Origin of the sequence: Pseudoalteromonas sp. (assembly GCF_036960685.1) — a bacterium.
Lineage (GTDB): Bacteria > Pseudomonadota > Gammaproteobacteria > Enterobacterales > Alteromonadaceae > Pseudoalteromonas.
The window spans coordinates 1-4,393 of sequence record NZ_JBALXK010000013.1 but is presented as its reverse complement, the minus strand read 5'-3'; the positions used below and the strand labels follow the sequence as shown (position 1 = coordinate 4,393).

The following is a 4,393-nucleotide window of genomic DNA, read 5'->3' as shown; positions in this document are numbered from 1 at the left end:
TTCTTGCTTACAGCTTACAGCTTACAGCTTACAGCTTACAGCTTACAGCTTACAGCTTACAGCTTACAGCTTACAGCTATTATATGACCGACCCAAGTTGGAAAATAGGCAAGTACATAGCGATGATCAAACCACCTACTAATACACCAAGCACAGCCATGATAAGCGGCTCTAAAAGGCTTGATAAACCATCAACCGCATCATCAACTTCTTGCTCATAAATAGTTGCAACTTTTGCCAGCATGCCATCCAAAGAGCCAGACTCTTCACCAATGGCCACCATTTGGATCACCATATCAGGGAATATTTTTGAGTTGCGCATCGCCCAGTTCATTTGATTACCCGAACTTACTTCAGCTTTAATATCTAAAATAGCATAACGATAAACAGCATTGCCAGAGGCACCAGCTGCGGAATCTAGCGCATCAACTAATGGCACACCTGCCGCAAAGGTGGTTGAAAGGGTACGAGCATAACGCGCTACGGCTGCTTTGTTTAAAATCATACCAATCACAGGTAGTTTTAAAATCGCACGGTCGTTAGCATCCCGCAGCTTTTTACTTTTTAACAACGCTTCTTTATAAGCGTAACCAGCGGCTACCATTATAATCAGTATGATCCACCAATATTCCTGCATAAACTCAGAGATAGCAATAACAAATAAAGTAAATGCGGGAAGTTCAGCACCAAAGCCTGCGAATATATCTTGAAATTGTGGCACTACAAATATAAGTAGGATTGAGGTAACAATTAACGCCACAACTAACACCGCAATCGGGTAGAACATGGCTTTTTTAATTTTTGACTTTAGTGCTTCGGACTTTTCTTTATAAAGGGCAACCCGGTCGAATATTTTATCCAGCGCACCAGATTGTTCACCGGAGGCGACTAAATCACAATATAGGTCATCAAAATAACGGGGGTGTTTGCGTAGTGCGTTAGATAAAGTACCACCGGCTTTCACTTCATCACCAATGGTTTCCATTAACTTACCAACACTTTTATTAGTAGCACCGGTACCAATCATTTCAATAGATTGAATTAACGGCACGCCCGCCATCAACATAGTGGCAATTTGCCGCGTAACCAGTGCAATGTCTTTTGGCGTGATTTTTTGCATACGTGCGCCAAATAGAGGTTTGGCTTTGCGTTTAACTTTTGAAGGGGTGATACCTTGTTTACGTAATTGGGCTTTGACTAAAGCTATACTCATCCCATTCATTTCACCTTCTAAACGTTTCCCTCGGGCGCTTACACCAACCCATTCGAAGGTATCTTGTCCTTTTTTATCTGTTTCTTTAGCCATTGCTTTATTCCGAATTACGTTTAGGAAATAAAAAATTATTATACTCTATAGTAGCCAGCTTTAACTGCTTAAACAATTGATTAGATAAACTTAAGCTGATTAAATAGACCTAATTCAATTTGTTTCACTTTCAGTTGGAGTGTAATGCGTAAATGAATGTAATTTATTTAAGAAAACTAAAATGGTCTGGTTTGCATTTTTTACTCGGACTACTTGTATTATCGATTGCTGGTTTTTATATTTATTCTCAGTGGTTTTATGCAGGTAGACATTATTTAACAGACTTAGCTGGACTTGCTGGAATCATTCTATCAATTGATTTAATTCTCGGGCCGGTACTTTGTTTTTGGTTATTATCGCCAGTGAAAACAAGAAAAGAAAATATCACCAACCTGATACTTATCGTATTTTTGCAAGTAATTTCTTTAGGTTATGGTGTAAAGCAAATTGACAGTCAGCGCTTAGCTTATATTGTGAAATGGCAGGCATCATATTTTGCAATTTCAAAAGGCGATGCGAGAGGTGGGTATACATTCGAGGATTTTTATTCGTTTAATGAACCAGCTGTTAGCACTAAAAACCGCCCGTTGTACGACAAGTTAATTGGCCAATCGATTCCCCCAATAGAAATGAATGAGTTTTTTGAATTGACAGATTTTGCAACTGAGTGCAAAACTATTTGCGGGGTAATTACCAAGAATGGCATTGTTAATGTAACAAAAATAAATGGTGTAATTACGTTTAACAAGTCCCTTCACTAATGCATGTACTTGCGGAAGATAACTCCCATTGAAGTTGATTTGCATTTATATTTGCAATCATTATATATGTATCCCCAGCATTTGATAGTGAAGCTTCACTGCTTGCAGTGGAGGTTATTTTATAACTACCCGCTGTGTTAGAAATCTCAATATTAGCAATAAGCTTTGGGGCGAGGTAATCCGATTTACTAGCACCTATTTTACTGAATGAATCACAATTATTAAGTGTTTCTTTAGTATAAAAACAAACTTCAATAGCGCGTTGCAGGGCATTAGTTGCAAGTACGACTTCAGTAAATTTAGCGCGTTTATAGTGATTGTTATAGGCAGGAAGAGCTAATGATACCAGAATCCCCATAATGGCGATGGTAATCATTAGCTCGATTAATGAAAAGCCTGAGAGCTTTTTCATTCTAATTAATTTAACAAACACCTTCAGCAATACATGTGCCTGTTTGCTCCCATGTAAGGCTTCCAGCTACTTCTGAAGGAGTTAAAACATATGTTGCACTGTCAACAGTAGCTTGACCTGTTGCTGTAATAGCTGCTGTATTTTCTGCAATTGTAACGGTAGCTACATGAGTTCCCGCTTGAGCGCCAGCTGCATCTAGACCAATCTCACCAGCAGTATCACATGCAGTTAATACTCCTGCGCCACGCGTTTGGTAACACACATCAACTAAACCTTTTACTGAAGATGCAGCTAGTACAACTTCAGAGAAGCGTGCTTTTTTAGTGTAAGTTTGGTATTGCGGTAATGCGATAGCAGCAAGAATACCGATGATTGCGATAACAATCATTAATTCAATTAGGGTAAAACCCTTTTGACTTTGTTGTGTCATTTTTTCCATGTTCCTCTCCTAAAGGATAGTGTTTTTTGTAAGTTAAAAAAGTTATGTTAGTAACGTGGTTATCACGGTAGCTACTGTAACTGCCTTATCTTACGGTTTTTTTAAAATTACTCTGTTAGAACTACTTTAGCACTAAAATTGCTTATTGAAAGCGATGTTAGCTGCATTTCATCGAATTTAAAAAATAACTACACTCGATAGTTGTTTTTATAGTTGTTAATTTTACTGAGCACACATATTTAAAACGATATTCAGCAAAGTAACAACAAAAAATAGTTCTTTAGGATTGGTTAAAGGCTATTTAATTAATCCTAGAGGCTTATGTTAACACTATTTTTTAGTATCTGAGGTACTAAAATTAACAGTTTGTTACAGAATAAGCCTTTCGGCGTATTTAATGCTTTTTTGCTCAAATTGTCAACGGATTAGGTAAATATAAAATTCTAATACAAAAGAATAATTACTCAAAACGCATAGACAAATCAATTGATTGTAAATTTTTTGTAAGTGCGCCGCTGGAAATAAAATCAACCCCCGCTTGTGAGTAAGTGCGCAGTGTTTCTAAAGTCATATTGCCTGACACTTCAAGCTTAGCGCGCTTATTGGTAAGCTCTACCGCTTGCTGAATTTGCTTAACACTAAAGTTATCCAGCATTATAATATCAGCACCCGCTGTAATGGCTTGATCTAGCTCATTAAGTGATTCAACTTCCACTTCTACTGGTTTGCTTGGGTGATTAAGTTTTGCTTGCGCTACCGCTTTATCAATACCTCCGCAGGCGGCGATGTGGTTTTCTTTTATTAAAAACGCATCAAATAAACCGATACGATGATTTGCGCCACCGCCACATTTTACTGCGTATTTTTGCAGTGCTCTAAGCCCCGGTATGGTTTTACGGGTGTCGAGCAATTGCGTGGTAGTTCCTGCGAGCTCTTTTACATACTTTGAAGTGGTAGTGGCAGTGCCAGATAACGTTTGTACAAAGTTAAGTGCCGTTCGCTCTGCGGTTAAAATAGCGCGAGCGGAGCCTGTTGCTGTAAATAATGTACCGTCTGCTTTTACTGCATCGCCATCATTAACCAGTACATTTACTACAACACTTGGGTCTACTTGTTTAAATACTTCTAAAATAATGTCTTTACCGCAAAACACGCAATCTTCACGGGTGATCACTTTAGCGTTGGCTTGTTGCGTCGCGGGAATTAATTGTGCTGTGATGTCGCCTTGCTCTGCTGTTTGATAGTTTAAATCTTCATCAAGGGCAAGTTTAACAAGTTGGCTTAATAGGCTGCTTGGGATAGACATTATAAAAGCTCATTATAATTAGGAAATTGCACAAATTTTACTATGTTTGATTAGCGAAGAGAAGTAGTAAAAGGTTCTAGGGATGTGAAAGGCACGGCTAGCGCATTTTAATCCCAGATTCTAACAGGGTTGAGCGATAATCATCGTCTAGCCCTGCCATTTTCTTTTT

The 4,393-nt window shown here is 38.4% G+C and carries 5 protein-coding genes; 1 reads left to right on the top strand and 4 read right to left on the bottom strand.

What is annotated here, in order from left to right:
• Window positions 1-79: 79 nt before the first annotated feature.
• A complete protein-coding gene (locus V7783_RS12105) occupies window positions 80-1,306 on the bottom strand; it encodes a type II secretion system F family protein (protein ID WP_335678924.1) in 1,227 nt (408 codons plus the stop codon).
• Window positions 1,307-1,458: 152 nt separating this feature from the next.
• Between V7783_RS12105 and V7783_RS12100 the strand changes: the two genes are divergently transcribed.
• Window positions 1,459-2,067, top strand: a complete 609-nt coding sequence (locus tag V7783_RS12100; protein ID WP_335678923.1) for a fimbrial assembly protein — start codon at window positions 1,459-1,461, stop codon at window positions 2,065-2,067.
• On the opposite strand, the gene V7783_RS12095 is transcribed toward V7783_RS12100, so the two are convergent.
• The 3 genes from V7783_RS12095 to nadC all read right to left on the bottom strand — a co-directional run bounded on the left by V7783_RS12095 (window position 2,048) and on the right by nadC (window position 4,224).
• Complete coding sequence (locus V7783_RS12095) at window positions 2,048-2,479, bottom strand: pilin (protein WP_335678922.1); 432 nt, start codon at window positions 2,477-2,479, stop codon at window positions 2,048-2,050. The genes V7783_RS12100 and V7783_RS12095 overlap by 20 nt on opposite strands.
• Before the next feature lie 10 nt (window positions 2,480-2,489).
• Complete coding sequence (locus tag V7783_RS12090) at window positions 2,490-2,918, bottom strand: pilin (RefSeq protein WP_335678921.1); 429 nt, start codon at window positions 2,916-2,918, stop codon at window positions 2,490-2,492.
• Between the two features lie 460 nt (window positions 2,919-3,378).
• Entirely contained in the window at window positions 3,379-4,224 is an 846-nt protein-coding gene (gene nadC / locus V7783_RS12085; RefSeq protein WP_335678920.1) for a carboxylating nicotinate-nucleotide diphosphorylase, read from the bottom strand.
• Window positions 4,225-4,393 lie beyond the last annotated feature (169 nt).